This is a genomic window from Methylobacterium sp. Leaf104 (assembly GCF_001422885.1).
GTDB lineage: Bacteria > Pseudomonadota > Alphaproteobacteria > Rhizobiales > Beijerinckiaceae > Methylobacterium.
The window spans coordinates 680,401-704,662 of sequence record NZ_LMMZ01000001.1 but is presented as its reverse complement, the minus strand read 5'-3'; the positions used below and the strand labels follow the sequence as shown (position 1 = coordinate 704,662).

Here is a 24,262-nt window from a genome sequence, read left to right as displayed (position 1 = left end):
GCCTTCCTGCGGGGAAGCCTGCGGAGAGCCGACGTTTCTTGAGGGGTAAGTCTTTGAAGCGACTGAGCCCGGCGCTCAGGACAAGCGCCGGGCTTCAGGAAGCAATGTCCGATCTGGCGATGGCGGCCCGATGACGGGCCGCCGAAGCAGGATCAGGCCGCGGCGGCGGCCTCGACGAAGCCGCGGGCCTGGTCGACCCAGCCGTCGCGGACGATGCGGCCGTTCAGCTTGAGGTCGGCATCGACCTTGGCGACGTCGTCGGCGCTCATGGAGGCCAGCTGCCAGTAGTGGTAGATGCCCGCCTCGTTGAGCTTCTGCACGATCTGCGGGCCGGCGCCGTGGAGCTTCGACAGGTCGTCGGGCGCGCCGCGGGGCGCCGAGAGCAGCTCGAAGTGCTCGGTGGACTCGACGAGGGCGGCGACGTCGGCCTGGTTGACCGAGCCCGACTCGACGGAGGTCGCCGCGTCGTCGTTGGCCGGCAGCTCCTCGGCGACCGGCTCCTCGGAGGCGCCGAGATCGACGCCCATCGAGCCCTGGCCGCGCGAGATGCCGTCGATGGCGGCGCGGGCGATCAGGTCACAGTACAGGGCGATGGCGCGGCCGGCGTCATCGTTGGCGGGCACGACGTAGGTGATGCCGTCCGGGTTGCAGTTGGTGTCGACGATGGCCGCGACCGGGATGCCGAGGCGCTGGGCCTCCTTGATCGCCAGCTGCTCCTTGTTGGTGTCGATCACGAACAGCAGGTCCGGTACGCCGCCCATGTCCTTGATGCCGCCCAGCGCCTTCTCGAGCTTATCCTTCTCGCGGGCCAGCATCAGGCGCTCCTTCTTGGTGAGGCCCTGGGCCCCGCCGTCGAGGGTCTCGTCGACCTTGCGCAGGCGCGCGATCGAGCCCGAGATGGTCTTCCAGTTGGTCAGCATGCCGCCGAGCCAGCGGGAGTTGACGTAGTACTGGGCCGAGCGCTTGGCCGCCTCGGCGATGGTGTCGGCCGCCTGGCGCTTGGTGCCGACGAACAGGACGCGACCGCCCTTTGCGACGGTGTCGCTCACCGCCTGCAGGGCCTGGTGGAGGGCCGGCACGGTCTGGGCGAGGTCGATGATGTGGATGTTGTTGCGCGTCCCGAAGATGTAGGACTGCATCTTCGGGTTCCAGCGGTGGGCCTGGTGTCCGAAGTGGGCGCCGGCCTCGAGAAGCTGACGCATGGTGAAATCAACGGCCATGTCTTTGTACTCTCCGGTTGATACCGCCGCGGAGGAAGCGATCGCGCCCGAGGGACGACGACCACCGGAAACGCCTCATTCAGGCATGAGGCCGGCTCCGCGTGTGGAATGGGCGGGGCCTTAACAGAGGCCGGCCGCCGAGGCAAGATTCATGGACCACGTTCCTGAAGCCGGCTGATCGGTTCCGGCGCTGTCCGCCCCGGGACCGACCCACATCAGCGAATCGACGCCGCGATCGCCTGCTGGATGCCCAGGATGTTGGCGCCCCGCTTCAGGGTCTTGCGAATCGGCTCGGCCCGGCCCGACACCCAGATCGCGAGTTCGGAATCGAGATCGAAGCTGCCCGCCGTCTCCACGGAGAACGCGGTGATCGCCCGGTAGGGCACGGTCAGGTACGAGACCTTGCGGCCGGTGATGCCCTGCTTGTCCACCAGGATCAGGCGGCGGTCCGTGAAGACGATGAGGTCGCGGATCAGCCGGAAGGCGACCTGGACCGGCTCGCCCTCGGTGAGGATGCCGGCCATCTGCTCGTTCACCTCCGCGGGCGTGAGGTCGCTGCCGTGGCCGAGCAGTCCGTCGAGAAATCCCATCGCGCGCCGTATCCCCCTGAAGCCCCGCCTCGCCTATGTAGGGGCGCGTGCGCCGTTCCGTCAGGGCGCAGGTTCGTGTCCGGAGTCCGCCTCGATGTCCTCCCCCGCCTCCCGGCCGCGCCGCCTCCGGCTCGGCGTCAACATCGACCACGTCGCGACCGTCCGGAACGCCCGCGGCGGCAGCGCGCCGGATCCGATCCGGGCCGCCCGCGAGGCGGTCGCGGCCGGGGCGGACGGCATCACGGCGCATCTGCGCGAGGACCGCCGGCACATCCGCGACGCCGACATGGAGACGCTGGCGCGCATCCTCACGGTGCCGCTCAATTTCGAGATGGCCGCCACCGACGAGATGATCGAGCTGGCGATTCGCCTGAAGCCGCACGCGGCCTGCCTGGTGCCGGAGAAGCGCGAGGAGCGCACCACCGAGGGCGGCCTCGACATCGTCGGGGGCCACGATGCGCTCCGGCCCCGCATCGCCCGCCTGTCGGAGGCTGGCATCCGGGTCTCGCTCTTCGTCGAGCCGGACGAGGCGGTGATGGACGCGGCGCGTCGCCTGGAGGCGCCGGTGGTCGAACTCCACACCGGCAGCTACTGCGAGGCGGTGGCCGAGGGCGACGCAGAGCGCACGGCGCACGAACTCGATCGGATCGCCCGGGCGGCCGCCTACGGGGCCGGGATCGGCCTCGAGATCCACGCCGGCCACGGCCTCGCCCTCGACAGCGTCGGTGCGGTGGCGGCCCTGCCCGAGATCGCCGAGCTCAACATCGGCCACGCGCTGATCGGCGAGGCGATCTTCGTCGGCCTGCCCCAGGCGATCCGCGACATGCGTGCCGCGATGGCGGCGGCCCGGGCATGATTCTCGGCATCGGCTCCGACCTCTGCGACATCCGCCGGATCGAGAAGTCGCTGGAGCGCTACGGCGAGCGCTTCACCCACCGGGTCTTCACCGAGGGCGAGCGCGCCAAGTGCGATGCGCGCGCGGCGCGGGCGCCGTCCTACGCCCGCCGCTTCGCCGCCAAGGAGGCCTGCGCCAAGGCGCTGGGCACCGGCATCGCCCGGGGCGTGTTCTGGCGCGACATGGAGGTGGTGAACCTGCCGGGCGGCCGCCCGACCCTCCGCCTCACGGGGGCGGCGGCCGAACATCTCGCGGCGATGACGCCCGCCGGACACGTGCCGAAGCTGCACGTCACCCTCACGGACGACCCGCCCATGGCTCAGGCGTTCGTGATCATCGAGGCGGTGCCGGACAGCACGACGGAGTCTTAGCCGACGAGGCCCCGCGTTGCGGCGCCTTTCCGCATGGTCTATGCCGCCGGTCGACCGTCGACGACGGAAGCCGCCCGGAATCCGGGTGCCAGCGTCGATCCGGAGATGGCAGCCAGATGGAACGTGCCCGCGTGGACCAGCAGACCAAGCATGACCTCAAGGCTGCCGACACCGGCACCTGGGCGAGCATCAAGGAGACGCTGAAGGTCGGCGGACAGGCGCTGCTGATCGCCCTCGTGGTGCGCACGCTGCTCTTTCAGCCCTTCAACATTCCCTCGGGCTCCCTCGTCCCGACGCTTCTGATCGGCGATTACCTGTTCGTCTCGAAATATTCCTACGGCTACTCGAAATACTCCCTGCCCCTGAGCGAGTACCTGCCCTTCACGGCCGATGGACGGATCTGGGCGGCCGAGCCCAAGCGCGGCGACATCGCGGTGTTCAAGCTGCCGAAGGACAATTCCACCGACTACATCAAGCGGGTCATCGGCCTGCCGGGCGACAAGGTCCAGATGAAGGCCGGGCTGCTCTACATCAACGACGTGCCGGTGAAGCGCGAGAAGATCGCGCCCTTCGAGACCACCGGCCCCTACGGCGAGCAGGCCAAGGCCGAGCAGTATCTCGAGACCCTGCCCAACGGCGTCACCCACCGGGTGATCGAGCGCGACGGCGACAACGGCTACTGGGACAACACCGAGCCCTACACCGTGCCGCAGGGCCGCTTCTTCATGATGGGCGACAATCGCGACAACTCGACGGATTCGCGCGATCTGGCCAATGTCGGCTTCGTGCCGTTCGAGAACTTCGTCGGCCGCGCCGAGATGATCTTCTTCTCCATCGACGAAGGCACGCCGGCGTGGCAGATCTGGAACTGGCCGGCGAAGGTGCGCTGGAACCGGCTGTTCACGACCATCCACTAGGACGTTGCGCATTGTGACCGAAGAGGCGCGTCCCTCCAGCCGGGCGCGGCGCGCGCCCCGTCCGAAGCCCGACCTCGCGGTGCTCGAGGCCCGGATCGGCCACGCCTTCGCCGACCCGAAGCTGCTCGCCCAGGCGCTCACCCACGTGAGCAAGGCCGGCGGCAACGGCCGCCTCGGCAGCTACCAGCGCCTGGAATTCCTCGGCGACCGCGTCCTCGGCCTCGCCATCGGCGACCTGCTCTACGCGGCCTTCCCGCAGGCCGACGAGGGCGAGCTCTCGCGGCGCCTGGCCGGCCTGGTCCGGCGCGAGACCTGCGCCGCCGTCGCCACCGCCTGGGACGTCGGCCCGCACCTCGCCCTCGGCCCCGGCGAGGTCCAGAGCGGCGGGCGGCGCAACCAGACCATCCTCGCCGACGTCTGCGAGTCGATCCTCGGCGCCGTGTTCCTCGATGCCGGCTACGAGGTCGCCAAGGGGATCGTCAACGCCGCCTTCACCCCCGACACCGACACGGCGGCCCCGCGCGGCCGCGACGCCAAGTCGGCCCTGCAGGAATGGGCGATGGCCCGTGCCCTGCCGATCCCGGTCTACGACGTGGTCGACCGCTCCGGGCCCGACCACGCGCCGGTGTTCCACATCGCCGTGCGCGTCGAGGGGTTGGAGGCCGGCATCGGCGTCGGCCCCTCGAAGCGTCTCGCCGAGCAGGAGGCCGCCCGCCTCGTGCTGGAGCGCGAGATCACCGGCCCCCATCCCTCACGAACCAAGGAGACGTCGGCGGACGTCGCCGAAGGACATGCCCCAGATGCCTGACGTCGATGTGCCCGACGACGATTTCGACGGCGACGACGACTTCGCCCCGCCGCCGCTGCAGCCGCTGCCCGCGGTGACGATGCCGGAGAACACCACCGCGGGCTTCGTCGCCCTGATCGGGATTCCCAATGCCGGCAAGTCGACCCTGCTGAACAGCCTCGTCGGCACCAAGGTCTCGATCGTCTCGCGCAAGGTGCAGACCACCCGCGCCCTGGTGCGCGGCATCGTCATGCACGAGACCGCGCAGATCATCCTCGTCGACACGCCCGGGATCTTCGCGCCGAAACGGCGCCTCGACCGCGCGATGGTGCATTCGGCCTGGAGCGGCGCCTCGGATGCCGACGCCGTCTGCCTGCTCATCGACGCCCGCAAGGGCGTGACCGAGGAGGTCGAGGCGATCCTGGCCAAGCTGCCGGACGTGAAGCGCCCCAAGGTGCTGATCCTCAACAAGATCGACCTGATCCCGCGCGACCGCTTGCTGGCCCTGGCCGCCTCCCTGAACGAGCGGATCCCGTTCCAGCACACCTTCATGGTCTCGGCGCTCAACGGCGACGGCATCGAGGCGCTGAAGACGACGCTGGCCGGCATGATGCCGAAGAGCCCCTGGCTCTACCCGGAGGACCAGGTCTCGGACGCGCCGATCCGGATGCTGGCCGCCGAGATCACCCGCGAGAAGCTCTACGACCGCCTGCACGAAGAGCTGCCCTACCGCTCCACCGTCGAGACCGACCAGTGGCAGGTGCGCCCCGACGGCTCCGTGCGGATCGAGCAGACGATCTTCGTGGAGCGCGAGAGCCAGCGCTCCATCGTGCTCGGCAAGGGCGGCCAGACCATCAAGGCCATCGGCCAGGCGGCCCGCCACGAGATCGCGGAAGCGGCCGAGCAGACGGTGCACCTCTTCCTGCACGTCAAGGTGCGCGAGAACTGGGCGGACGATCCGGCGCGCTACCGGGAGATGGGTCTGGAGTTCCCGCGCGGCTGAGCATGGGCTATGAGAAAGGGAGATCGACGCCGCGGCGATTCTTGTCGCGCGCTGGCCGAGCCTCCCGATTTCCTGTCACGCCCTGAGCCGTCGAGGCGCGCGCGCCGTCGCGCCGGATCCCGTTACGATGTCCACCATGCCTGTCTCGGAAGCCGTCTACGGCGCGCCGCCCCTGGAACTGGTGGAGGTGCCCCCGCACGCGGCGCAAGTCTCACCCCTGAGCCCCGGGGCGGCCCGCCTCGAGGATCTGGCGCCCGCGAGCCTGGAGCGCCTCGACGTGCTGGCGCCGGCCGGGACGATCGAGCGGCGCTACGTGCTGGCGCTCGGGCTGAAGGCCCTGCGGCCGGGCGGGCGCCTGACGGCGCTGGCGCCGAAGGATCGCGGCGGCAGCCGCCTCGCCAAGGAGATCACCGGCTTCGGCTGCACCGTCCAGGAGGAGGCGCGGCGCCATCACCGGATCTGCGTCGCCATGCGTCCGGAGGCGGTCGCCGGTCTCGAGGACGCCCTCCACGAGGGCGGCCCGCGCCACATCGACAACCTCGCCCTCTGCACGCAGGCCGGGATCTTCTCCTACGACCGCCTCGACCCAGGCACCGCCCTCCTCCTCGCCAACCTGCCGCCGCTCGCCGGCAGCGGCGCCGATTTCGGCTGCGGCCTCGGCATCCTGGCCCGGGCCGTCCTGAACTCCCCGAAGGTGACGGCCCTGACGCTGATCGACCTCGACCGGCGCGCCATCGAGATGGCCACGCGCAACGTCAGCGATCCGCGCGCCACCCTGCGCTGGGCCGACATCCGCGCCGGCGGCCTCGGCCTCGCGCGCCTCGACTTCGTGGTGATGAACCCGCCCTTCCACGATGGCGGGGCCGAGGATCAGGCCCTCGGCCAGGCCTTCATCGGCCGGGCGGCGGAAGCCCTGCGTCCGGGGGGCAGCCTCTGGCTCACCGCCAACACCCACCTGCCCTACGAGGCGCCCCTGAAGGCGGCCTTCAAGAGCGTGGAGCTGCGGGCCTCGGCCGGCGGCTACAAGATCTATGAGGCGCGCCGGTGACGCGGCCGGCCAAGATCCCGCAGCTGCGCCTCGACCGGCTGCTCGCCAACATGGGCTACGGCTCGCGCCGTGAGATCGCGCTCCTCACCCGTGCCGGACTCGTGGTCCTCGACGGCGCGGCCCTGCGCGACGCCGACCGGCGCATCCCGGTCACGCCGGACCTCGCGCAGCGGATGACCGTCGACGGCGCCCCCCTCGACCCGCCGCCCGGCCTGACCCTGATGCTGCACAAGCCGCTGGGCGTCACCTGCTCGCACAAGGAGGCGGGTCCCCTCGTCTACGGCCTGCTGCCCGAGCGCTGGCGCCGGCGCGACCCCGCCCTCTCGACGGTCGGCCGCCTCGACAAGGAGACCTCCGGGCTCCTGCTCCTGACCGACGACGGCGCCCTGCTGCACCGGATCATCGCCCCGAAGGCGAACGTGGCCAAGCGCTACCGCGTCACCCTGGACCGCCCGCTGACGGGCAGCGAGGGCGCGGCCCTCGCCTCCGGCACGCTGATGCTGGAGGGCGAGGAGAAGCCGCTCCTGCCGGTGGAGTTCGAAGCCGAGGGCGAGACCGGCGCGGTGGTGACCCTGCACGAGGGGCGCTACCATCAGGTCCGGCGGATGTTCGCGGCGCTGGGCAACCACGTCACCGCCCTGCACCGCGACCGCGTCGGCGGGCTCGGCCTGCCGGACGACCTGGCGCCCGGGGCGCACCGTGTCCTCGGCGAGGCCGAGATCGCCGCGATCTTCGCGGGCGACGCGGCCTGACCGGCCCGGAACCGGATTTTTCGCGACCCGTTGGATCGGAAAACGCCGACCCGACGGATGGACCCCATGAACCGATTCTCGACGCTCCTCCTCGCGCTCGCCCTCAGCACGGGCCCGGCCGGCCTCGCCCTGGCCGATACGCCGGGCGCCGACTGGATGCCGGCCGGTCAGGTCAAGCAGAAGCTGATGGCCGCCGGGTACACCAGCATCACCGAGTTCGAGGCCGATGACGGCCATTGGGAGGGCGAGGGCGTGAAGAACGGCGTGAAGATGCAGTTCCATGCCGACCCGAAAACCGGCGCGATCCTCTCGGAGAAGCCCGACAAGTGAGTCGAGTATTCGAACGCGCGGCGCGGGGCCTGGGCCTCGTCGCGCTGGGGCTGATCGGATGTTCCGCTCCGGCCCCCGCGGGCGAGCCCCATCCCTGCACGATGCGCCCGACGCAGGTCGATCGGACGCTCTGTCTCGCGGATGCCCTGAAGGCCGCGGACGTCGACCTGAACCAAGTCTATCGGACGCTGAACGACCGGCTCGACACCAACGGGAAGCGGAACCTGGTGGCGGCCGAGCGGGCCTGGATCGCCTTCCGCGACCGGGAATGCGATCTGCGCACCGGCTACGACACCGTCGATCTCGCCAACAACGGCACCCTCGCGCCCTACCTCGTCGGCGATTGCCGGCTCGGCCTGACACGGGCGCGGACCACGGAGCTGCGCCGTCAGCTGACATGCCCGGGCGGCGATCTGTCCTGTGCGCCATAGGTTCCGGCGGGCGGGTCGGGCCGTTCCCGAGGCCCGGGCCGCCTTGCCAATCCCGGCCGACTCGTTTATGCGCCACCCCTCGCGTTCGCTCCGGCTGGGGGCTGAACGGACGGTGCCGGTTCCATCGGCACAGGGCTTGACCCTGAAGAGGGTTTTCCCGTCGTCCCGTGTCTCCGCCTTCGATCAACCGCTCGGGCCTTCAAACGGCTCGAAGGGCTTGGCGCCGGGCGATTGCGTGTGAACCGGCCCGACGCTCCCTTTCCCGCACGTTCACCGTGCCGTCGGGTCCCTTTGGATATGAAGGGCCCGTTAATGCCTCTCTACGAACACGTCTTCCTGGCGCGCCAGGACGTGACGGCCCAGCAGGTCGAGACCATGGTCGAGACCTACAAGGGCGTCATCGAAGCCAATGGCGGCAAGGTCGAGAAGATCGAGATGTGGGGCGTGAAGTCCCTCGCCTACCGCATCAAGAAGAACCGCAAGGCGCATTTCACGCTCCTCAACGTCGACGCCCCCCCGGCGGCGCTCGCCGAGATGGAGCGCCAGATGCAGATCTCCGAGGACGTCCTCCGCTTCATGACCGTCCGCGTCGAAGAGCTCGAGTCCGAGCCGTCGGCGATGATGCAGAAGCGCGACCGCGACGACCGCAAGGATCGTGAGCGCGGCCGTCGTCGTGACGACGAGGGCTTCGGCGGTGGTGGTGGATTCGGCGGCGACCGCGATCGCGGCGACCGGGGTGACCGCGGCGACCGGGGTGACCGCCCCGAGCGCAGCTTCGGCGGGGAGGCTTAAGTCATGGCATTTGGTGCTGGACCCGGTGCGCCCGCCGCTGGCGGAGCTGGTGGTGGTGCGGGCGGCGGACGCCGCCCCTTCTTCCGTCGTCGGAAGACCTGCCCCTTCTCGGGCGCGAACGCGCCCAAGATCGACTACAAGGACGTCAAGCTCCTGTCGCGCTACGTCTCCGAGCGCGGCAAGATCGTGCCGTCGCGCATCACGGCGGTGTCGGCCAAGAAGCAGCGCGAGCTCGCCCAGGCGATCAAGCGCGCCCGCTTCCTCGGCTTCCTCCCCTACGTGATCAAGTAACGACGATCGCCCCGGTCCGGGCCTTCCGGACCGGGGCACCGGCGCGTGCCCGGCATGCGCATTCGTACCGGCCCTGCTGAACGGGTGCCGGGAGTCGTTGGGGCGCCAAGGTTCGCCTCTAACCCTGCCCGGAACGGGACAGTGGGACAGCGGGATTGATGACACAGTTTCTCGGCATCGGTATCGGCGCGGGCCTCGTCTCCGCCCTCCTCTTCGGCGTCCTGCTGAAGGCGACGGCGCTCGCGATCCTGCTCTACCTGCTCGCCCCGCTCCCGATCCTGATCGTGGGGCTCGGCTGGAGCCACCGGGCCGCCCTGGTCGCCGCCGTCACCGGCGCGCTGGCCCTCGCCCTCGTGGTGCAGCCCTTCCTCGGCCTCGGCTTCTTCGCCTATCTCGCCCTGCCCGCCTGGTGGCTCGCCTATCTGGCCCTGCTCGGCCGCGCGAACGCCGACGGGACGATGGAATGGTACCCGACCGGGCGCCTGCTCGCCTGGACCGCCGGGACGGCCGGCCTCGCCTTCGTCGCCATCGCGGTGATCGCCGCACCGAACTACGAGACCTTCCAGTCCCAGCTGCGGGGCATGACCCGGACGCTGATCCAGGTCCGGGTCGACCGCGCCGCCAATCCGGGCGCTTCGATTCCGAAGCCGGCCGCTCCCGAGTCCGGCGCCGAGGCTCCGGCCGAGCCGGCTCCGCAGGATCCCGCCGAGGCGACCCGGACCGAGGTCGCCAACGCGCTGGCCGCCATCGCACCGGGCCTGGCCACCCACGGCCTCACGGTCCTGCTGACCTTCTACCTCTGGGCGGCGGCCCGCATCGTGCGCATCTCCGGGCGCCTGCTCCGCCCCTGGCCGGACCTCGCCGCGACGATGATGCCGCGTCGCGTGATGGCCGTGCTGGCGGGCGCGATGCTGCTCGGGCTGGTGCCGGGCTATCCGGGCGTGCTCGGCATCGCCGTGGCGGGGGCGCTCAGCGCCGCCTTCGCGATCCAGGGCCTCGCCGCCTTCCACGACCGCAGCCGCGGCCGGCCCGGGCGCCTCGCCCTCCTGTTCGGCCTCTACCTGATCCTCTTCTTCACCCAGGGCGTCGCCCTCCTCGCCCTGACCCTGTTCGGCATCGCCGATACCGCCCTCGACCGCCGCCGTCCCCGCGACGCGGCCGGACGACCCTGACCCTCCCCGCAGACCAAAGGACCTAGACCATGGAAGTCATCCTCCTCGAGCGCGTCGCCAAGCTCGGCCAGATGGGCGAGACCGTGAACGTGAAGCCGGGCTACGCCCGCAACTTCCTCCTCGCCCGCGGCAAGGCCCTGCGCGCCACCGAAGGCAACAAGAAGCATTTCGAGACCCAGCGTGCCCAGCTCGAGGCCCGCAACCTCGAGCGGAAGTCCGAGGCGCAGTCCGTCGCCGAGACCCTCGAGGGCAAGAGCTTCGTGCTGATCCGCCAGTCGGGCGAGACCGGCGTGCTCTACGGCTCGGTCTCGACCCGCGACCTCGCCGAGGTCGTCACCGCCGACGGCTTCTCCGTGGGCCGCGACCAGTTCGCCCTCAACCAGCCGATCAAGACCCTGGGCCTGCACACCGTTCCGGTCGTGCTGCACCCCGAGGTCGAGGTCAGCATCACGGTCAACGTCGCCCGTTCGCCGGAAGAGGCCGAGCGTCAGGCCCGCGGCGAGTCGACCACCGAGCGTGAGGCGTTCAACCTCGACGACCTCGGCCTCGAGGTCGGCGCCGCCCTCGCCGAGGCCGGCGACGACCGCGAGTAATCGCGTCACAGGTCGGTGAACAATGGGGATGACCGCCCTTAGCGGTTGACTAGTTCCTCGTTTGTTCCAGCATGGACGCCCGTCATCCGCGAGGATGGCGGGCGTTTCCGCGACCGGTCCCCGGCCCGCCCCGCCCCGGCGGGCGGCCATGACGGGACGCCAGGCCGCAAAGCGCGAATCGGCTAAGGTTCGGCTAACCATGCCGGCGCCATGGTCGGGCGATAGCGACGCGCGGCGGCGGACCACCGCGCGGACGTGTGAATCGACGAGTCGGAGCCTCGAATCAGCCCATGGCCCTGCCCAACGCCCTGACGGCCAACCTTCAGCCCGTCGCGCAGGAATTCCGCGTCGCGCCCCACAACATCGATGCCGAGCAGGCCCTGCTCGGCGCGATCCTGGTGAACAACGACGCCTATTACCGGATCTCGGACTTCCTCCTGCCCGAGCACTTCATGGAGGACGTCCACCGCAAGATCTTCGAGGTCGCGGCGCAGCTCATCAAGGCCGGCAAGCTCGCCACGCCGATCACCCTGAAGACCTACCTGGGCGATGCCGATCTCGGCGGCCAGACGGTGATGCAGTACCTCGCCCGCCTCGCGGCCGAGGCCACCACCGTGATCAATGCCGGCGATTACGGCCGCACCATCTACGACCTCGCCATCCGCCGCCGGCTCATCACCATCGGCGAGGACCTCGTCAACGGCGCCTACGAGGCGCCCGTCGAATCCTCCCCCCGCGACCAGATCGAGGGGACGGAGCGGCGGCTCTACGAGCTCGCCGAATCGGGCAAGTACGACGGCGGCTTCCAGAAGTTCTCCGAGGCGCTCACCACCGCCGTCGACATGGCCGCCAAGGCCTACCAGCGCGAGGGCAAGCTCTCGGGCATCGCCACCGGCCTGTCCGACCTCGACGCCAAGATGGGCGGCCTCCAGCCGTCCGACCTCATCATCCTCGCCGGCCGCCCGGCCATGGGCAAGACCTCGCTCGTGACCAACATCGCGTTCAACATCGCCAAGGCCTACCAGGGCGAGAAGGGGCCCGACGGCGTCGTGAAGACCGTGAACGGCGGCATCGTCGGGTTCTTCTCCCTCGAAATGTCGGCCGAGCAGCTCGCCACCCGTATCATCGCCGAGCAATCGGGCGTGCCGTCCTACAAGATCCGCCGCGGCGACATCCAGCCGGCGGAGTTCTACAAGATCACCGATGCCGCCCGGGACATGCAGACCATCCCGTTCTACATCGACCAGACCGGCGGCATCTCGATCGCGCAGCTCGCCGCCCGTGCCCGCCGCCTGAAGCGGCAGAAGGGCCTCGATCTCCTCATCGTCGACTACCTGCAGCTGCTCTCGGGCTCGGGCAAGCGCAGCGACAACCGCGTGCAGGAGATGACCGAGATCACCACCGGCATGAAGGCGCTGGCCAAGGAGCTCGCCGTGCCGATCATCGGTCTGTCGCAGCTCTCCCGTCAGGTCGAGAACCGCGAGGACAAGCGCCCGCAGCTCTCGGACCTGCGTGAATCGGGCTCCATCGAGCAGGACGCCGACGTGGTGATGTTCGTGTTCCGCGAGGAATACTACGTCAACAACAAGAAGCCCCGCGAAGGCACCGAAGAGTTCTTCGCCTGGGAGGCCGAGATGAACCGCGTGCACGGCAAGGCGGAGGTCATCCTCGGCAAGCAGCGCCACGGCCCCACCGGCACGGTCGAGCTCCAGTTCGACGCCAACATCACGCGCTTCTCGAACCTCGCGCAATCCGATCGCCTGCCGGAGCAGATGTAGGCCGGCGGCTCCCGGATCGATGATCTTCCGTGCCTCGGACGAAGCCGGGACATTGTCCGAAGCGGCGGGATCCTGTTGAACGACGCCAGGCTCTGACCTCGTCGAGACGCCACGCCGTCCCGGGGCCGCGAAGCGGCGCCCGGGATCCGGAAACGCAGGGTGTTCGACGCTTCCCGCCGTCGGCGGCTCTGGATTCCGGGCTCGCCGTCGGCGCCCCGGAGTGCCGGTGTGCTATGGCTTGCCATGTGCGCGCGCGGTGCCGCCGTCGGATGGCCGCGCAGTGAATGAAATGGATCGGACGATCGAACAGCCAGCGACCCACGGCGCCCGCCTGACCATCGATCTCTCGGCCATCGCCGAGAATTGGCGACGACTCGGCGCCCAGGCGCCCGAGGCGGCCTGTGCCGCCGTGGTCAAGGCGGACGCCTATGGCTGCGGCCTCGCCCGGGTCGTGCCGGTCCTGTGGGCGGCCGGCTGCCGGACGTTCTTCGTGGCGCATCTCGGCGAGGGGGTCGAGGCGCGGGCGGTCCTGCCCGGGGCCACCATCTACGTGCTGAACGGCCTGCTGCCCGGCCTCGGTCCGACGCTCGTCGCGCACGACCTGCGCCCCGTCCTCGGCAGCCGGGACGAACTCGCCGAATGGGCGGCCCTGGCGCGCTCCGCCGGACGGACCCTCCCGGCGGCCCTGCACGTCGATACCGGGATGAACCGCCTCGGCCTCTGCCTGCCCGAGGCCCTGGCGCTCTCGGGTGATCCGCTGATCGGACAGGCCGGCATCGGCCTGCTGATGACCCACCTCGTCAGCGCGGAACTGGCGAGCGATCCGGTCAATGCGCGCCAGATAGCCGATTTCACCCGGGTTCGGGCCGCCTTTCCCGGTGTCCCGGGCTCCTTCGCCAATTCCTCCGGGATCTTCCTCGGCGAGGCGGCGCATCACGACCTCCTGCGGCCCGGTTACGCCCTGTTCGGCGGCAACCCGACGCCGTGGAAGCCCAACCCGATGCGGCCGGTGGTGCGCCTGGAGGCGCGGCTCGCGCAGATCCGGGACGTCGCTCCCGGCGAGACCTGCGGCTATAACGGCCGCTGGCGGGCGCCCGAGCCGCGGCGGCTGGCGACCCTGTCGATGGGCTACGCCGACGGCTATCCGCGCGCGGCGAGCGGACGCGGGGTCGCCCTGGTGGATGGCGTGCGCTGTCCGATCCTCGGGCTGATCTCGATGGATCTCATCATCATCGACGTGACCGACGCGCCGGAGGTGCGGCGCGGCGCGACCGCCACGCTGATCGGCGAGGGGCTCGACGTCGACGCCGTCGGGCGGGCCGCCGGCACCATCGGCTACGAGATCCTGACGGGGCTGGGTTCTCGCTATGTTCGCCATTATGTGACAGGACACGACGCCTGAGACCTGCCTGACGGGGCGGCGTCGGATCGTCCCTTCCAGCGGAATCGCGATGGCCAAGATCCAACAGACCTTCGTCTGCCAGTCCTGCGGGGCGGTCTACAATCGCTGGCGCGGCCGCTGCGAGGCCTGCAACGGCTGGAACACCATCGTCGAGGAGACCGGCGCCACCGGCCCGCAATCCGGGCCGGTCAAGACGCGCCCGAGCCGCGCCCGCGGCCGGGTCTTCGCCCTCGAGGGCCTGACCGGCGAGGTGAAGGAGGCCCCGCGCATCCCCTCGGGCATCAACGAACTCGACCGCGTCACCGGCGGCGGCTTCGTGCGCGGCTCGGTGATCCTCCTCGGCGGCGATCCCGGCATCGGCAAGTCGACCCTCCTGATGCAGGCCTCCGCCGCCATGGCCCGCACCGGCGAGCGCGTGGTCTACATCTCGGGCGAGGAGGCGGTGGCGCAGGTGCGCCTGCGCGCCGAGCGACTCGGCCTGTCCTCGGCGAACGTGGAGCTCGCGGCCGAGACCAACGTCGAGGACATCGTCGAGACCCTGTCGCAGGGACGGCCCCCGGCCCTCGCGATCATCGACTCGATCCAGACGATGTGGACCGAGACGGTGGAATCCGCCCCCGGCACGGTCACGCAGGTGCGCGGCTCCGCCCAGACCTTGATCCGCTTCGCCAAGACCACCGGCACGGCGGTGATCCTCGTCGGCCACGTCACCAAGGACGGGCAGATCGCCGGCCCGCGCGTGGTCGAGCACATGGTCGACGCCGTCGCCTCCTTCGAGGGCGACCAGGGCCACCATTTCCGCATCCTGCGCGCGGTGAAGAACCGCTTCGGTCCCACCGACGAGATCGGTGTGTTCGAGATGACCGATGGCGGGCTCGCCGAGGTGCCCAATCCCTCCGCCCTGTTCCTGGCGGGGCGCGACCACGCCGCCCCCGGAACCGCGGTCTTCGCCGGCATGGAGGGCACGCGGCCCCTGCTCGTGGAGATCCAGGCCCTCGTCGCCCCTTCCTCCCTCGGCATGCCGCGCCGGGCCGTGGTCGGCTGGGACCCGAACCGCCTGTCGATGGTGCTGGCCGTGCTGGAGGCCCATGGCGGCATTCGCCTGGGCACCCACGACGTCTACCTCAACGTGGCGGGCGGCCTGCGCATCTCCGAGCCGGCGGCCGACCTCGCGGTCGCCGCGGCCCTGGTCTCGTCCCTGTCCGGGGCGACGCTGCCGCCCGAGACCGTCTATTTCGGCGAGATCGGCCTCTCCGGGGCGGTCCGCCCGGTGGCGCAGGCACCGGCCCGGCTCAAGGAGGCCCTGAAGCTCGGCTTCGCCAAGGCCGTGACTCCGCAGGGCCGCGGCGAGGGCGGCGACCATGCCCTGTCGACGGAGGCCCTGCGCCACATCGCCGACATGGTCGCGGGCATCGCCAGCAGCGGTCCGCGCCGGGGCGCCCAGCGGCGCAGCCACAACCCGCCCGATTACGGCGACGACGATTAGGCCTTCAGGCGGAACGGGTTGAAGTCGGTGTCGCGGTCGTCCGCATCCTCGCCCTCCTGCCGCTTCAGCCAGCGGATCAGGGGCAGGCTCAGGGGCAGGGCGACGATTTCCCAGAGCACCTTGAGGACCCAAGCGCTGAGCCCGATGCGGATCAGGTCCGCCGCCGCGAACGTTCCCGCGAAGGCGATCGTCACGAACAGGGCGGTATCGAGGGCCTGCCCGAACACCGTCGAGGCGACGAGCCGCGCCGCCAGATGGGCGCCGGCGAAGCGCAGCTTCAGCCTGGCCAGCACGTAGGCATTGGCGAATTCGCCGACGAGGTAGGCGGCCATGCCGGCGAGCGCCAGGCGCGGCGTCGCGCCGAGCACGGCCTCGAAGGCGGCCTGATGCGGCCAGAACGGTGCCGGCGGAAGCGCCGCCGCGATCGTGTAGCTCCCGATCCAGACGATCTGCGCCGCGAACCCCGCCCACACGACCCGTCGGGCGCTGGCATAGCCGTAGACCTCGGTGAGGATGTCGCCGAACAGGTAGGAGAGCGGGAAGACGATCACCGCCGCGCTGAAGGTGAGGCCGGCCAAGGAGACGATCTTGCCGGCCAGGATCAGCGAGACGATCAGCACACCACTGAACAACCCCGCGATGGGCACGAGGTATTGCCGTCCGGAAACGCGCGGCGATGCGGTCATGTCATCCTCGGGCCGCCGGGAACAGGCGCTGAACCCGGGCGGGATTGGGCCTTCACGCCAGGGTGACGGCCGAGTTTCCGCAGGATATACAGGGCCGCGGCCGGGGGAAGCCGCACGATCCGGTCATCGTCGCCGCTCCGCCCCATGAAGTGACAATCGTCAGAGATGCCGTTCTCCGTTCTCGATCTCGTCGTGCTGGGTATCGTCGTGGTCTCGGCGCTGTTGGCTGCCGTGCGCGGTGCGACCCGCGAGGTGCTCGCCATCATCGCCTGGGTCGCGGCCGCCGCCATCGCCTGGAAATTCCATCCGCTGCTGCTGCCCACCGTCAGCCAGCACGTGACGAACGCCACCGTCGCCCTGGTGGCCTCGATCGCCGCGATCTTCCTCGTGACGCTGATCGTGGTGTCCATCATCACCGTGAAGGTGTCGGACATGATCCTCGATTCGCGCATCGGCGCGATCGACCGGTCGCTGGGCTTCCTGTTCGGGGCCGGCCGCGGCTTCCTGATCTGCGTGATCGGCTGGGTGTTCCTGGCTTGGCTGGTGCAGGGCAAGATGCCGCCCTGGGCCTCGGAGGCCCGCAGCCGCCCGATGCTGGAGAAGTCCGGCGACGCCCTGGTGGCGCAGCTGCCGGAGAATCCGGAAGGTCTGCTCAAGCAGTTCAAGAAGCCGAAGGGCGAGGCGCCGGCCGACCCCGTCGAGCCGCCGGAGGGCGAAATCCCGGCCCAGCGCCGCACCGAGGCGCCAGCCACGCCCGCCCCGCGACGCTGACCTGCGTCGCCGCGCGCTTGGTTGCGGCGCGAAGGCCGATTACATGACGGTCATCTGACGGTGCCTGGGCGGGGATTCGTGCGGGGCCAAGCAGGGAACGACATCATCATGTCTGTAGCCAAGTCGAGCGCCCGCCCCCCCGTCGAGGTCGTGGACGGGCTCGACCGCGACGGCGATACGCTGCGCGAGGAGTGCGGCGTCTTCGGCATCTTCGGACATCCGGATGCCTCCGCCATCGTCGCCCTCGGCCTGCACGCCCTGCAGCATCGCGGCCAGGAGGCGGCCGGCATCGTCTCCTTCGACGGTGCCGTGTTCCATTCCGAGCGCCGGCCCGGCCTCGTCGGCGATTCGTTCTCGGACCGCTCGACCATCGAGCATCTCGAAGGCCCGGCCGCCATCGGCCACGTCCGCTACTCCACCACCGGCGGCACCATCCTGCGCAACGTGCAGCCGCTCTTCGCCGAGCTCGCCAGCGGCGGCCTCGCCGTCGCCCATAACGGCAACCTGACCAACGCCCTGTCGATCCGCCGCGACCTCGTGCGCGACGGCGCGATCACCCAGTCGACCTCCGACACCGAGGTGATCCTGCACCTCGCCGCGCGCTCCCGGGCGCCGCGCATCGTCGAGCGCTTCACCGAGGCCCTGCGCCAGATCGAGGGCGCCTACGCCATCGTGGCCCTGACCAACAAGAAGCTCATCGGCGCCCGCGATCCCCTGGGCATCCGCCCCCTGGTGCTCGGCGAGCTCGATGGCCGCTACATCCTCGCCTCCGAGACCTGTGCGCTCGACATCATCGGCGCCAAGTTCATCCGCGACGTCGAGAACGGCGAGATCGTGGTGATCTCGGAAGAGGGCATCGAGTCGATCCGCTTCGCCCCGGCGCAGCCGATGCGCCCGTGCATCTTCGAGTACATCTACTTCGCCCGGCCGGATTCGGTGGTGAACGGCAAGAGCGTCTACGCCGTGCGCAAGAACATCGGCCACGAGCTCGCCCGGGAATCGGCCACCGCCGCCGACGTGGTCATCCCGGTGCCGGATTCGGGCGTGCCGGCGGCGCTGGGCTTCGCGCAGGAGACCGGCCTGCCCTTCGAGATGGGCATCATCCGCAACCACTATGTCGGGCGCACCTTCATCCAGCCGACCCAGTCGGTGCGCGAGCTCGGCGTGCGCATGAAGCACTCGGCCAACCGGGCGGTGGTGGAGGGCAAGCGCATCGTGCTGGTCGACGACAGCCTCGTGCGCGGCACCACCTCGGTGAAGATCGTGCGCATGATGCGCGAGGCCGGCGCCTGCGAGGTGCATTTCCGGATCGCCTCGCCGCCGATCACCTACCCGGACTTCTACGGCATCGACACGCCGGAGCGGGAGAAGCTGCTCGCCGCCACCCACGATCTCGAGGGCATGCGCCGCTACATCGGCGCCGATTCACTGGCCTTCCTGTCCATCGACGGGCTCTACAAGGCGATGGGCGAAGAGCGCCGCGACGAGGCCTGCCCGCAATACACCGACCATTGCTTCACCGGCGACTACCCGACCGGCCTGACCGACCTCGCCATCGCCGGTCCGCGCCGCCTCGCCATGCTCGCCGAAGCCGATTGAGCGCAGGATGACCAGCCCGACCCAGCCGCTCGCCGGCCGCCTCGCCGTCGTCACCGGCGCCTCGCGCGGCATCGGGCGCGCCGCCGCCCTCGCCCTGGCGGAGGCCGGCGCCCACATCGTCGCCGTCGCCCGGACGCAAGGGGGATTGGAGGAGCTCGACGACGCCATCCGGGGCGTCGGCGGGAGCGCCACCCTCGTGCCCCTCGACCTGACGGATTACGACGCCATCGACCGCCTGGGTGCGGGCATCCACGAGCGCTGGAAGCGGCTCGACATCCTGGTCGGCAATGCCGGCATCCTCGGCAACCTGACGCCGATCGGGCACGTGACGCCGAAGACCTGGGCGCAGGTGATGGAGATCAACGTGACGGCGAATTACCGCCTGATCCGCTCGTTCGATCCGCTGCTGCGGGCCTCCGATGCGGGCCGGGCCATCTTCGTCACCTCCGGCGCCGCGCAGAAGTGCCGGGCCTATTGGGGACCCTACTCGGTCTCCAAGGCCGCCCTCGACGCGCTGGTCCGCACCTATGCGGCGGAGACGGCCACGACTCCCGTGCGGGCCATGCTGCTCAATCCCGGCCCCCTGCGGACCGCGATGCGCAAGGCGGCGATGCCGGGCGAGGACGAGATGACCCTGAAGACCCCGGACGACCTCGCGCCGCACTTCGTGCGCCTCGCGAGCTCGGACTTCGCGGAATCCGGCAAGATCTACGATTTCCCGAGCGACCGCATCCTGACGCCGCAGATGGCGTGCTGACGCCGGACGCCGTCCCGCCTCCCCGCTCCCCGAGACGCCCATGATCGACGTTCGCTGCATCTGCGCCATCGGCCTTCGCGGGCAGCTCGGCCTGAACGGGCACCTGCCCTGGGAGGGCAACACCGACCCGCTCTTCGTCGAGGACGTGACGCGGTTCTTCGCCGTCACCATGGGCCACGTCCTGATCGCCGGGCCGAAGACGATCGCCTCGGTGCCGGACTTCGCGTTCAAGGACCGCACCATCGACGTCATCCGCAGCCACGAGGACCCGGAGGCCGTGCTGGCGCGCTATCCCGGACGACGGATCTTCGTCGGCGGCGGCATCGCGGTCTGGGACGTCTACGCGAAGTACATCCAGCACTGGGACATCACCCGGCTGCCCTATGACGGCGAGGCCGACCGCTGGTTCGACCCGGCCTGGCTCGTCGGCGGCCCCGCGCGGGCACAAACGGGCGCCTGACGGGTTGAGGGGAGCGACCCATTCCACAAGGCTCCCGATGACCTCGACCCCCTACCGTTTCGGCATCGAGGAGGAATACTTCCTGGCGGATGCCGAGACGCGCGGCACGCCGCGCCGCTCGGTGAAGCCCTTCCACGTCCAGGCCGGCGAGGAACTGCCCGAGATCGGGCGCGAATTGCTGCAGTGCCAGGTCGAGGTCTGCACGCCGCCCTCCACCGACTTCGCGCAGGCGCGCGACGTGCTCGCCCGCCAGCGCTCGGCCCTGGCCAAGCTCGGGCGCGAGCACGGCCTCCTGGTCTTCGCCGCCGGCACCCATCCGGTGGCGGACTGGGCGCGCCAGCTGCCCACCAAGGGCGACCGCTACCGCGGCATCCTGCGCGATGTCGGCCTCGCCGGGCGCCGCAGCCTGATCTGCGGCATGCATGTCCACGTGGAGGTGCCAGACCCCGACGCCCGCGTCGACCTGATGAACCGGCTCCTGCCCTACCAGCCGCTGCTGCTCGCCCTCTCGGCCTCGTCGCCGTTCTGGCAGGGCAAGCCGACGGGGCTCAGCGCCTATCGCCTCAGCGCCTTCGGCGAACTGCCCCGCACCGGCCTGCCGGACCTCTTCGCCGATCAGGCCGCCTACGAGCGCTACGTCCGCATCATGACCCGCGCGGGCTCGATCCAGGATGCGAGCTTCCTGTGGTGGTCGCTCCGCCCCTCGATCAAGTTCCCGACCCTGGAGCTCCGCATCGCCGATTCCTGCACCCGGCTGGAGGACGCCCTCACCATCGCGGCCCTCTACCGCTGCCTCGTCCGCCTCGTGGTGCGCCGGCCGGACCTCGATGCCGGGCTCGACGGCGTCTCGCGGGCGCTCGCCCAGGAGAACCTGTGGCGCGCCCAGCGCAGCGGCACCGAGGCGGAGTTGATCGACGAGGCGAGCGAGGAGGCCCTGCCCTTCGCGCAGGCCCTCGAGAACCTCCTCGCGCTCATCGCGGAAGACGCGGCGGCCCTCGGCTGCGAACGGGAAGTCGCGCAGGCCCGTCTCATCGTCGAGCGCGGCACCAGTGCCGGGCGCCAGATCGCGACCTTCGAGGCGACCCGCAACGGCGACACCTCGAACCGCCAAGCCCTCGACGCCGTCGTGGATTGGCTGGCGGAGACGACGGGCGGAGCGGCCTGACCCCAGGCCTCGGCGCTGAGGCCCGCCCCCGGCCTCAGCCCTTGTTCTCCCGGTCGAACGGGTTCTTCGAGGTCCGGAGCGAGAGCCGGATCGGCGTCCCCGGCAGTTCGAACGATTCGCGCAGGCCGTTGACGAGGTAGCGGGTGTAGGATTTCGGCAGGCCGTCGAGCTGGTTGCCGAACAGGGCGAAGTGCGGCGGGCGGCTCTTCACCTGGGTGGCGTAGCGGATCTTGATGCGCCGGCCCGAGACCGCCGGGGGCGGATTGCGCTGCAGCGCCTCGCTCAGCCAGTCGTTGATCCGCGAGGTGGAGATGCGGGTGCTCCAGATCGATTCGGCGTTGGTCACCGCCTGCATCAGCTTGTCGATACCCTCGCCCGCGAGGCCGGAGAGCGGCACCACGGCGACGCCGCGGACCTGGGGCAGCAGGCGCGTGCAATCCTCGCGCAGCTTCTTCAGAAGACCGTTCTGGTCGGCGACGAGATCCCACTTGTTCAGGCCGATCACGAGGGCGCGGCCCTCGCTCTCGATCAGGTCGACGATGGTCAGGTCCTGCTTCTCGAACGGGATCGTGGCGTCGAGGAGCACCACCACCACCTCGGCGAAGCGCACGGCGCGCAGGCCGTCCGAGACGGCGAGCTTCTCGAGCTTGTCGTCGATCCGGGCCTTGCGGCGCATGCCCGCGGTGTCGTGCAGCTTGATCCGGCGGCCGCGCCACTCCCAGTCGAGGGAGATCGAGTCGCGGGTGATGCCGGCCTCGGGGCCGACGAGGAGGCGTTCCTCGCCGAGCATCCGGTTGATCAGGGTCGACTTGCCGGCATTGGGCCGTCCGACGATGGCGACCTTGAGGGAGCGGTTGGCGGGATCGTCGTCGTACTCCTCGTCCTCGTCGTCGGGCTTCGGCAGCGATTCGATCAGGGCGTCGTGCAACTCGCCGATGCCCTCGCCGTGCTCGGCCGAGAACGGGATCGGGTCGCCGAGGCCGAGGGAGAACGCCTCGTAGGCGCCCGACATGCCGGCGCCCCCTTCCGCCTTGTTGGCGATGAGGATCACCGGGCAGCCGGCGCGACGCACCATCTCGGCGAAGGGCTGGTCGGCCGGAAGCACGCCGGCGCGGGCGTCGATGACGAACAGCACCACGTCGGCCTCGAGGATCGCGGCCTCGGTCTGCGCCCGCATGCGGCCCAGCAGGGAGCCGGGATCGGCTTCCTCGAGGCCGGCGGTGTCGATGATGCGGAAGACGAGACCACCGAAATTGACGTCGCCCTCGCGCCGGTCGCGGGTCACGCCCGGACGGTCGTCCACCAGGGCGAGCTTCTTGCCCACGAGGCGGTTGAACAGGGTCGACTTGCCGACGTTCGGCCGTCCGACGATCGCGACGGTCGGCATATCCATGGTGTGCTCGTTTCAGTCAGGCGTCCGTGAGAAGCGGGTCGAGGGCTCAGCGCGTGACGGGTGGGGGAGCGGCCGGCGCGGCGGGTGCCGCGGCGGTCACGGCGACGGGTCCGCCGGCCACCAGGGCCGCGTAGACCTCGATGCGCTGGCGCAGGTTCTGCGGCGTCTGCAGGTCGGCGTTGATCTGGTCGAACCAGCGGCCGGCGCCGTCGTAGTCGCCGCGCTTCAGGGCGACGAGGCCGAGCATCTCGCGGGCCGTGTGGCGGAAGGGGCCGTTCGGGGCGGCGAGACCCTGCAGCGTCGCCAGGGCGGCGTCGGGCTCCGTACCGTCGAGGCGCAGCAGGGCCGAGCGCAGGCGGGCGAGGTCGCGCAGGCCGGTGCTCACCTTGGTGTCGTTGGCCAGCGCGTCGTACTCGGCCGCACCCGCCTTCGGATCGCGCTTGGCGGTCTCGGTGGCGGAGCGGAAGCGCGCCAGGAGGGCGTAGCCCGACGGCGCATCGCTCTCGATCGCCTCGAAGGCCTTGTCGGCTTCCGCCGACTTGCCTTCGCGGGCGAGGCGGTTGGCGACCTCGAAGCGCTCGGAGGCGGCCTCGGCGCGTACGCGCTGGTCGTGCTGCCAGTAGCGCCAGCCGCCGACGGCGGCCACCACGAGGATCGCGAGGGCGATGATCACGCCGCTGTAGCGGCGCCAGATCTCGGCGACCTGATCGCGGCGATAGTCCTCGTTGACCTCGCGGATGAACTCGTTGTTTTCGGCCATGTCGTCTCACGCCGATCGGGAACCGAGCGGCCGCTGCAGGAAGGTGAAGGCCTGCGCCTATCACAGGCGCGGGCCGTTGGCGACCGGCTTCGACGCGGCGCGACCGGCTTCGACGCGGCGCGTCGGTGCGGCGGTGCCTCAGGCCTGGCCCGGCCAGGCGGCGACGCCGATCAGCAGCGGATGCAGGTAGCGGGCGAAGGCGAACCAGACCGCGAGGCCGATCACCACCGCCAGGGCATCGTTGCGCCAGCCGGCGGGTGCCGCCGCGGGCCCGGCATGCTGCGCGACCACGGCGCCGGGGGCGAGCGCCCGGCGCTTCGCGCTGATCCGCGCGATGACGGCCCAGGCGAGGAAGCTGCCGAACAGCAGGATCGAGCCGAGGTCGCCGTTGGCCAGCAGGTGCGCGGTGGCCCAGATCTTCACCGCCAGCAGCATCGGGTGCTTGGCGCGCGCCCGGATGTGCCCCGGCAGATAGGCGGAGGCCAGGGCGACGAAGGCCAGGGCGGTCAGCAGCAGGGCCAGGTGGCGGGTCCAGACCGGCGGATCCCACACGGCGATGTAGCCGGACTCGCGATAGAGGTGGAAGCCGTAGCCGATGAGCACGAGGCCGAGGAGCGAGGTCAGGGTGTAGGCGAGCTTGTAGCGGCCCTCGCCGACCTCACCGATCACCCGCGCCCGCCGCGCCCGCGCCATGGAGAAGGCGTGCGTGCCGAGGAAGAGCACGAGCCCGAGGATGAGGATCAGCATGGAAGGCCTTCGCGGGGAGACGGGGGTTCGGGCGGATGTGGATAAGGCCGGGAGCGGACGCGCGCG

The 24,262-nt window shown here is 70.5% G+C and carries 27 protein-coding genes; 21 read left to right on the top strand and 6 right to left on the bottom strand.

Translation table 11 applies throughout. The features are described 5' to 3' along the window. Nucleotides 1-152 precede the first annotated feature (152 nt). Complete coding sequence (locus ASF49_RS03315) at nt 153-1,220, bottom strand: 30S ribosomal protein S2 (RefSeq protein ID WP_056467538.1); 1,068 nt, start codon at nt 1,218-1,220, stop codon at nt 153-155. A 215-nt stretch (nt 1,221-1,435) separates the two neighbouring features. Continuing rightward, a complete protein-coding gene (locus ASF49_RS03310) occupies nt 1,436-1,810 on the bottom strand; it encodes a PH domain-containing protein (RefSeq protein ID WP_056467535.1) in 375 nt (124 codons plus the stop codon). Nucleotides 1,811-1,904: 94 nt separating this feature from the next. Here ASF49_RS03310 and ASF49_RS03305 point away from each other — a divergent pair, with 94 nt between their 5' ends. The 16 genes from ASF49_RS03305 to radA all read left to right on the top strand — a co-directional run bounded on the left by ASF49_RS03305 (nt 1,905) and on the right by radA (nt 15,858). Beyond that, nucleotides 1,905-2,666, top strand: a complete 762-nt coding sequence (locus tag ASF49_RS03305) for a pyridoxine 5'-phosphate synthase (protein ID WP_056467533.1) — start codon at nt 1,905-1,907, stop codon at nt 2,664-2,666. After that, on the top strand, nt 2,663-3,076 hold the full coding sequence (gene acpS, locus ASF49_RS03300; protein ID WP_056467530.1) for a holo-ACP synthase: 414 nt from the start codon (nt 2,663-2,665) through the stop codon (nt 3,074-3,076). The genes ASF49_RS03305 and acpS overlap by 4 nt, the downstream gene beginning before the upstream one ends. Nucleotides 3,077-3,192: 116 nt before the next feature. Continuing rightward, nucleotides 3,193-3,993 carry a signal peptidase I gene (gene lepB / locus ASF49_RS03295; protein WP_056467527.1) on the top strand — a complete coding sequence of 267 codons (801 nt, stop codon included), beginning with the start codon at nt 3,193-3,195 and terminating at the stop codon, nt 3,991-3,993. 13 nt (nt 3,994-4,006) lie between these two features. Further along, a complete protein-coding gene (gene rnc, locus ASF49_RS03290; protein ID WP_056467524.1) occupies nt 4,007-4,801 on the top strand; it encodes a ribonuclease III in 795 nt (264 codons plus the stop codon). Nucleotides 4,802-4,880: 79 nt separating this feature from the next. Further along, complete coding sequence (gene era, locus ASF49_RS03285) at nt 4,881-5,783, top strand: GTPase Era (protein ID WP_156652835.1); 903 nt, start codon at nt 4,881-4,883, stop codon at nt 5,781-5,783. A 127-nt stretch (nt 5,784-5,910) separates the two neighbouring features. Next, nucleotides 5,911-6,831 carry a class I SAM-dependent methyltransferase gene (locus tag ASF49_RS03280; RefSeq protein ID WP_156652784.1) on the top strand — a complete coding sequence of 307 codons (921 nt, stop codon included), beginning with the start codon at nt 5,911-5,913 and terminating at the stop codon, nt 6,829-6,831. Nucleotides 6,832-6,845: 14 nt separating this feature from the next. Further along, nucleotides 6,846-7,583: a pseudouridine synthase gene (locus tag ASF49_RS03275; RefSeq protein WP_156652834.1), complete on the top strand. Its 738-nt coding sequence runs from the start codon at nt 6,846-6,848 to the stop codon at nt 7,581-7,583. Nucleotides 7,584-7,649: 66 nt separating this feature from the next. Beyond that, on the top strand, nt 7,650-7,913 hold the full coding sequence (locus ASF49_RS03270) for a PepSY domain-containing protein (protein ID WP_056468013.1): 264 nt from the start codon (nt 7,650-7,652) through the stop codon (nt 7,911-7,913). Beyond that, on the top strand, nt 7,910-8,344 hold the full coding sequence (locus ASF49_RS03265; RefSeq protein ID WP_056467521.1) for a lysozyme inhibitor LprI family protein: 435 nt from the start codon (nt 7,910-7,912) through the stop codon (nt 8,342-8,344). The genes ASF49_RS03270 and ASF49_RS03265 overlap by 4 nt, the downstream gene beginning before the upstream one ends. Before the next feature lie 312 nt (nt 8,345-8,656). After that, nucleotides 8,657-9,136 (top strand): 30S ribosomal protein S6, encoded by a 480-nt coding sequence (gene rpsF, locus ASF49_RS03260; protein WP_056190048.1) that lies wholly within the window; start codon nt 8,657-8,659, stop codon nt 9,134-9,136. A gap of 3 nt (nt 9,137-9,139) precedes the next feature. Then, nucleotides 9,140-9,427: a 30S ribosomal protein S18 gene (gene rpsR, locus ASF49_RS03255; protein WP_056173092.1), complete on the top strand. Its 288-nt coding sequence runs from the start codon at nt 9,140-9,142 to the stop codon at nt 9,425-9,427. A 158-nt stretch (nt 9,428-9,585) separates the two neighbouring features. Further along, on the top strand, nt 9,586-10,599 hold the full coding sequence (locus ASF49_RS03250) for a DUF2232 domain-containing protein (RefSeq protein ID WP_056467518.1): 1,014 nt from the start codon (nt 9,586-9,588) through the stop codon (nt 10,597-10,599). A gap of 29 nt (nt 10,600-10,628) precedes the next feature. Next, a complete protein-coding gene (gene rplI / locus ASF49_RS03245) occupies nt 10,629-11,192 on the top strand; it encodes a 50S ribosomal protein L9 (RefSeq protein ID WP_056467515.1) in 564 nt (187 codons plus the stop codon). A 290-nt stretch (nt 11,193-11,482) separates the two neighbouring features. Then, on the top strand, nt 11,483-12,970 hold the full coding sequence (locus tag ASF49_RS03240; RefSeq protein ID WP_056467512.1) for a replicative DNA helicase: 1,488 nt from the start codon (nt 11,483-11,485) through the stop codon (nt 12,968-12,970). Nucleotides 12,971-13,259: 289 nt separating this feature from the next. After that, complete coding sequence (gene alr / locus ASF49_RS03235) at nt 13,260-14,372, top strand: alanine racemase (RefSeq protein WP_082510763.1); 1,113 nt, start codon at nt 13,260-13,262, stop codon at nt 14,370-14,372. Between the two features lie 49 nt (nt 14,373-14,421). Continuing rightward, nucleotides 14,422-15,858: a DNA repair protein RadA gene (radA, locus tag ASF49_RS03230; RefSeq protein WP_056467509.1), complete on the top strand. Its 1,437-nt coding sequence runs from the start codon at nt 14,422-14,424 to the stop codon at nt 15,856-15,858. Here radA and ASF49_RS03225 read toward each other — a convergent pair. Next, the gene (locus ASF49_RS03225) at nt 15,855-16,544 is read right to left on the bottom strand and encodes a queuosine precursor transporter (protein ID WP_056467506.1); all 690 of its coding nucleotides are present in this window, start codon (nt 16,542-16,544) and stop codon (nt 15,855-15,857) included. The genes radA and ASF49_RS03225 overlap by 4 nt on opposite strands. 165 nt (nt 16,545-16,709) lie before the next feature. Between ASF49_RS03225 and ASF49_RS03220 the strand changes: the two genes are divergently transcribed. The 5 genes from ASF49_RS03220 (at nt 16,710) to ASF49_RS03200 (ending at nt 21,296) form a co-directional block, all read left to right on the top strand. Then, entirely contained in the window at nt 16,710-17,315 is a 606-nt protein-coding gene (locus ASF49_RS03220; RefSeq protein ID WP_056467503.1) for a CvpA family protein, read from the top strand. 108 nt (nt 17,316-17,423) lie between these two features. Beyond that, a complete protein-coding gene (gene purF, locus ASF49_RS03215) occupies nt 17,424-18,914 on the top strand; it encodes an amidophosphoribosyltransferase (protein ID WP_056467500.1) in 1,491 nt (496 codons plus the stop codon). 7 nt (nt 18,915-18,921) lie between these two features. After that, nucleotides 18,922-19,671 carry an SDR family NAD(P)-dependent oxidoreductase gene (locus ASF49_RS03210; RefSeq protein ID WP_056467497.1) on the top strand — a complete coding sequence of 250 codons (750 nt, stop codon included), beginning with the start codon at nt 18,922-18,924 and terminating at the stop codon, nt 19,669-19,671. Nucleotides 19,672-19,711: 40 nt separating this feature from the next. Then, the gene (locus ASF49_RS03205; RefSeq protein ID WP_056467493.1) at nt 19,712-20,131 is read left to right on the top strand and encodes a dihydrofolate reductase; all 420 of its coding nucleotides are present in this window, start codon (nt 19,712-19,714) and stop codon (nt 20,129-20,131) included. Between the two features lie 37 nt (nt 20,132-20,168). Next, a complete protein-coding gene (locus ASF49_RS03200) occupies nt 20,169-21,296 on the top strand; it encodes a carboxylate-amine ligase (protein WP_056467490.1) in 1,128 nt (375 codons plus the stop codon). Between the two features lie 34 nt (nt 21,297-21,330). Here the strand turns inward: ASF49_RS03200 and der are convergent, their stop codons facing one another. The 3 genes from der to ASF49_RS03185 form a co-directional block, all read right to left on the bottom strand. Next, nucleotides 21,331-22,689: a ribosome biogenesis GTPase Der gene (gene der, locus ASF49_RS03195; protein ID WP_056467488.1), complete on the bottom strand. Its 1,359-nt coding sequence runs from the start codon at nt 22,687-22,689 to the stop codon at nt 21,331-21,333. A 46-nt stretch (nt 22,690-22,735) separates the two neighbouring features. After that, nucleotides 22,736-23,449 carry a tetratricopeptide repeat protein gene (locus ASF49_RS03190; protein WP_056467485.1) on the bottom strand — a complete coding sequence of 238 codons (714 nt, stop codon included), beginning with the start codon at nt 23,447-23,449 and terminating at the stop codon, nt 22,736-22,738. 138 nt (nt 23,450-23,587) lie between these two features. Further along, nucleotides 23,588-24,196 carry an NnrU family protein gene (locus ASF49_RS03185; RefSeq protein WP_056467482.1) on the bottom strand — a complete coding sequence of 203 codons (609 nt, stop codon included), beginning with the start codon at nt 24,194-24,196 and terminating at the stop codon, nt 23,588-23,590. Nucleotides 24,197-24,262: the final 66 nt, after the last annotated feature.

Coding starts and splice junctions, on each gene's coding strand:
- ASF49_RS03315 (WP_056467538.1), bottom strand. CDS start 1,220: ATGGCCGTTGATTTCACCATGCGTCAGCTTCTCGAGGCCGGCGCCCAC.
- ASF49_RS03310 (WP_056467535.1), bottom strand. CDS start 1,810: ATGGGATTTCTCGACGGACTGCTCGGCCACGGCAGCGACCTCACGCCC.
- ASF49_RS03305 (WP_056467533.1), top strand. CDS start 1,905: ATGTCCTCCCCCGCCTCCCGGCCGCGCCGCCTCCGGCTCGGCGTCAAC.
- acpS (WP_056467530.1), top strand. CDS start 2,663: ATGATTCTCGGCATCGGCTCCGACCTCTGCGACATCCGCCGGATCGAG.
- lepB (WP_056467527.1), top strand. CDS start 3,193: ATGGAACGTGCCCGCGTGGACCAGCAGACCAAGCATGACCTCAAGGCT.
- era (WP_156652835.1), top strand. CDS start 4,881: ATGCCGGAGAACACCACCGCGGGCTTCGTCGCCCTGATCGGGATTCCC.
- ASF49_RS03280 (WP_156652784.1), top strand. CDS start 5,911: ATGTCCACCATGCCTGTCTCGGAAGCCGTCTACGGCGCGCCGCCCCTG.
- ASF49_RS03270 (WP_056468013.1), top strand. CDS start 7,650: ATGAACCGATTCTCGACGCTCCTCCTCGCGCTCGCCCTCAGCACGGGC.
- rpsF (WP_056190048.1), top strand. CDS start 8,657: ATGCCTCTCTACGAACACGTCTTCCTGGCGCGCCAGGACGTGACGGCC.
- rpsR (WP_056173092.1), top strand. CDS start 9,140: ATGGCATTTGGTGCTGGACCCGGTGCGCCCGCCGCTGGCGGAGCTGGT.
- ASF49_RS03250 (WP_056467518.1), top strand. CDS start 9,586: ATGACACAGTTTCTCGGCATCGGTATCGGCGCGGGCCTCGTCTCCGCC.
- rplI (WP_056467515.1), top strand. CDS start 10,629: ATGGAAGTCATCCTCCTCGAGCGCGTCGCCAAGCTCGGCCAGATGGGC.
- ASF49_RS03240 (WP_056467512.1), top strand. CDS start 11,483: ATGGCCCTGCCCAACGCCCTGACGGCCAACCTTCAGCCCGTCGCGCAG.
- alr (WP_082510763.1), top strand. CDS start 13,260: ATGGATCGGACGATCGAACAGCCAGCGACCCACGGCGCCCGCCTGACC.
- radA (WP_056467509.1), top strand. CDS start 14,422: ATGGCCAAGATCCAACAGACCTTCGTCTGCCAGTCCTGCGGGGCGGTC.
- ASF49_RS03225 (WP_056467506.1), bottom strand. CDS start 16,544: ATGACCGCATCGCCGCGCGTTTCCGGACGGCAATACCTCGTGCCCATC.
- ASF49_RS03220 (WP_056467503.1), top strand. CDS start 16,710: ATGCCGTTCTCCGTTCTCGATCTCGTCGTGCTGGGTATCGTCGTGGTC.
- purF (WP_056467500.1), top strand. CDS start 17,424: ATGTCTGTAGCCAAGTCGAGCGCCCGCCCCCCCGTCGAGGTCGTGGAC.
- ASF49_RS03210 (WP_056467497.1), top strand. CDS start 18,922: ATGACCAGCCCGACCCAGCCGCTCGCCGGCCGCCTCGCCGTCGTCACC.
- ASF49_RS03205 (WP_056467493.1), top strand. CDS start 19,712: ATGATCGACGTTCGCTGCATCTGCGCCATCGGCCTTCGCGGGCAGCTC.
- ASF49_RS03200 (WP_056467490.1), top strand. CDS start 20,169: ATGACCTCGACCCCCTACCGTTTCGGCATCGAGGAGGAATACTTCCTG.
- der (WP_056467488.1), bottom strand. CDS start 22,689: ATGGATATGCCGACCGTCGCGATCGTCGGACGGCCGAACGTCGGCAAG.
- ASF49_RS03190 (WP_056467485.1), bottom strand. CDS start 23,449: ATGGCCGAAAACAACGAGTTCATCCGCGAGGTCAACGAGGACTATCGC.
- ASF49_RS03185 (WP_056467482.1), bottom strand. CDS start 24,196: ATGCTGATCCTCATCCTCGGGCTCGTGCTCTTCCTCGGCACGCACGCC.